The 3,562-nt window shown below is 43.9% G+C and carries 3 protein-coding genes; 2 read left to right on the forward strand and 1 reads right to left on the reverse strand.

What is annotated here, in order from left to right; genetic code table 11:
• The first annotated feature begins 29 nt into the window (after window positions 1-29).
• On the forward strand, window positions 30-1,508 hold the full coding sequence (locus tag BCT81_RS15265) for a peptide MFS transporter (protein WP_102424978.1): 1,479 nt from the start codon (window positions 30-32) through the stop codon (window positions 1,506-1,508).
• Window positions 1,509-1,708: 200 nt separating this feature from the next.
• The gene (locus BCT81_RS15270) at window positions 1,709-2,491 is read left to right on the forward strand and encodes a siderophore-interacting protein (protein ID WP_102424979.1); all 783 of its coding nucleotides are present in this window, start codon (window positions 1,709-1,711) and stop codon (window positions 2,489-2,491) included.
• A 137-nt stretch (window positions 2,492-2,628) separates the two neighbouring features.
• On the opposite strand, the gene BCT81_RS15275 is transcribed toward BCT81_RS15270, so the two are convergent.
• Complete coding sequence (locus BCT81_RS15275; RefSeq protein WP_102424980.1) at window positions 2,629-3,531, reverse strand: EamA family transporter; 903 nt, start codon at window positions 3,529-3,531, stop codon at window positions 2,629-2,631.
• Window positions 3,532-3,562 lie beyond the last annotated feature (31 nt).

Below are 3,562 nucleotides of genomic sequence, written 5' to 3' on the forward strand. Positions count from 1 at the left end.
CATATTAATACTAATGTGAGAATAAAATAATGTGGAATAGATTAAACAAATCAATGATGTTCTGCCAAATGATGTTTGGACTTTCGTTCTATGGCGTCATGGTGATCTTGACTCGTTTCTTCCTTGAGGACCTTAACTACAACGAAGCTGACACCATGATGGTCGTTGGTGCTTTCTCTGCAATTGGGCCACTGTTTGCTATCGCAGGTGGTTTCATCGCTGACAAATTCTTAGGTGCTTACCGCTCTTTGACCATCGCCTTCCTAGGGTTCGCGAGTGGTTATGTGTTGTTGGTACTAGGCGCAGCAGCAACCAATGTTCCTATGGCGTTGTGTGGTATTGCGTTAGCAAGTTATGCACGTGGTTTGATGTCTCCTTCTTACCCAAGTCTCTACAAACGCACGTTCAAAACACAAGAAGATTTTGAAAACTGCTACCCTATCAACTATTCAGTAAACAACATTGGTGCACTGTTAGGTCAGTACTTATTCCCTATGCTGGTGCTTGTTGTAGGCTTCCACGGTGGCTTCCTTCTGTCTGCTGTTCTAGCAGGCGCAGCACTACTGATGATGTTATTTGTCCGTAAAGGCCTTGTTGAAGCAAGTGCTGAGATAGACCAGCAACCAGTAAGCACTAAAAACTGGGCAGCTTTCCTTGGCCTATCAGCAGCAATGATCGGCTTAGTATTTTTCATGTTCTCTAACATGGATATCGGCCAAAACATCGTTTATGCGATCGGTGCTGCAGCCATTATCTACTTTGTCTCTTTGATGGTGAAATCGAAGAAATCAGACATGCTAAAAATGGGCACGATCTTAATCATCACATTCCTGACTACATGTTTCTTTGTGTACTACGGCCAAATGATGACATCGATGACAATGGTAGCAATCAACACCATGCGTGGTGACCTATTCGGCTTCATCCCTGTTGCTCCAGAAGCGTCAATGGCAATGAACCCACTATGGTGCATGGTCGCAGGCCCTATCATCGCTGGTATCTTCTCAGGCCTAGAAAAGAAAAACATCAACTTCTCTACAGCAACGAAAGTAGGTTTCTCATTCATCCTGACGGCTATCGCTTTTGGTATCCTGACAATGGCAGTGACTACCGTTGGTGAAGACGTTCTGATTCGCCCTGAAGTATTCCTAGCAATCCACTTCTTCCTAGCATTCGGTGAAGTAATTGTGGGTTCCATGGTAGTGGCATTCATCCTGTCTGTGGCACCTAAGCACATCGAGAACTTCTCTGTAAGCTTATTCTCTGTAGCAATCGCACTATCAGGTATCGTTGGCGCGGTATTCTCAACGTCAATCGCACTAGAGAAAGGTCAAGAGATCACACAAGAGATCGTTCAAACGGTTTACGGCGACTACTTCCAAATGCTGACTGTTCTTGCGGTAGTAATGGTAGGTATTGCGATGGCTGCATCTTTCATTATTCGTAAGATGCTAGAAGCAGCAAAAGCCGCTGATGAAACCATTCAACTAGAAGAAGCAAACAGCTAATCACGCTGTTGTTCAGCAAGCTATTCATCGAGCCCTTTAGTTTACTAAAGGGCTTTTTTGTTGATAAAAGTTCGCGATATAAGCAAAACACTCTTAACTAAATTGTCCTTGTGTAAATCACAGTAAATGATAATTATTAGTATTGAGTGTTTTCTGGTTCGAGATTATTATGTGGGCATCAAAATCTAAGAGAGCCTTATATGAGCAAGCCTAGCCCTATCACATTAACTGTTACTCAAACCTCAACCATTACTCCAAACATGCAGCGTATTACGTTTAGCGGTGAGGGATTAAGTAAGTACCCTGCTGAATGTGTAGGCGGCTACATCAAGCTACTATTCTCGCCACTAGGCACCACCGACTTGAGTCAATTAGACGAAGGTGAGCGTCCAACCATGCGCACCTACACCATTCGCCACTACAATCCTTTAGAGAAGTTCATCGAGGTCGATTTCGTTCGCCATATCACTAAAGATCTTCAATGTGGCTTTGCTGCGAGATGGGCAATGAGCGCACAAGTTGGTGATACTATTTCAGTGGCTGGCCCAGGTTTAATTCAGGGGCTGAACCTAGAGTCAGATTGGTTCTTCTTAGTGGCAGATATGACTTCACTCCCTGCGCTCTCCGCAAAAGTAAAAACACTGCCAGAAGACGCAACAGGGTACGCTGTTATCCAGATCAATTCAGCAGCAGACAAGCAAGAGCTAGAAGCCCCTCAAGGCATCAAGATCACTTGGCTAATTGAAGATGAAACATCAGAAACACTATCCCAAACGGTTCGCAGCTTAACGTGGTTAGACGGTCAGGTTTCAGTATGGACAGCGTGTGAATTTGAAAGCATGCGTGAACTCAGACAGTACTTCAGAAATGAAAAAGAAGTCGCAAAAGAGAACATCTACATCAGTAGCTACTGGAAACGTGGCGTCAGTGAAGATGGGCATAAAGTTATCAAACAGCAAGATGCTCAAGCTCTCACAGACTAAACCAACCACCAAATAGCCAGTCTCAAGACCAACTAAAAAACGCCCTTAACGATTAATCCACCGTTAAGGGCGTTTTACTTTCCAATGCCAGAGAGCATTTTCTATCTCTCAAAGCAAGATACCCTAGTAGGCGCTTCTTAAATCAGTGAGGTAACCAGACCTATAAGAATCAAAACAACGCCTATACCGCGGGTCATGTGCCACTTTTCCTTTAAAAAATAGATCCCCATCACCACACCGAAGATGATACTCACCTGTCTAAGAGCAACGACCAAGCTGACGTTCTCTGTCATGGTCATTGCAAACAGCACCAACCCATAAGTCGACGCCATCATGATACCCGCCACCGTGGCTTTCTTGCGTAGTACCCAAGCATTCGTAAACTCGACACTTTGGTTAGTTACCAGTAACCAAATACTCAGCGGGAGCACTATTGCCCAAAACTGGATGCCTAAATAGAAAATTGCAGTGTGTTTATTGGTAATAACCGGCGTACTTAAAGGCTCCAATAACAGAAGCGCCTCTTTATCAATGATTGAATAGCCAGTGGTGCCGATAGCGGCGATTAACGCCCAAAGTACGCCAAGATTTAGGTAAGCCTTGAGCTTCAGGTCAGAGAACTGTTTCAATGGAACAAACAAACAGCCTAATGTGATCAGTGCAAAGCCAATCCATTGATTCAGTGACAACTCATAGCCAATCAATACGGTTCCCAAACCAACCATCAGCACTGGTAGCGCTCGTGCCATTGGATAGATAACACCAATATCAGCTTGTTTATAAGCAGCACCCAATCCAATTAGATAAATAATTTGGCAGATCCCACTCAGCAAAACCAATTGCCAAAATGGAAGAGAGATATTTGCAAAGCCAACATTATCGACATACCAGATAAGATAAGGAGTCAATATCGCGGCAGCGGCAAAGCCAGACGCTAAGAAGAAGGATGAGCCAGAGCCTTGGTTTGATTTACCTAGAACATTCCAGCCCGCATGCAGTAGAGCCGAAGTAATCACGATGATGATGGCAGAGAATTCCATTTCGTTCCTAAATCATTAGTTAATATAAAAT

Source organism: Vibrio sp. 10N.261.52.A1, assembly GCF_002876325.1.
Classification (GTDB): domain Bacteria; phylum Pseudomonadota; class Gammaproteobacteria; order Enterobacterales; family Vibrionaceae; genus Vibrio; species Vibrio chagasii.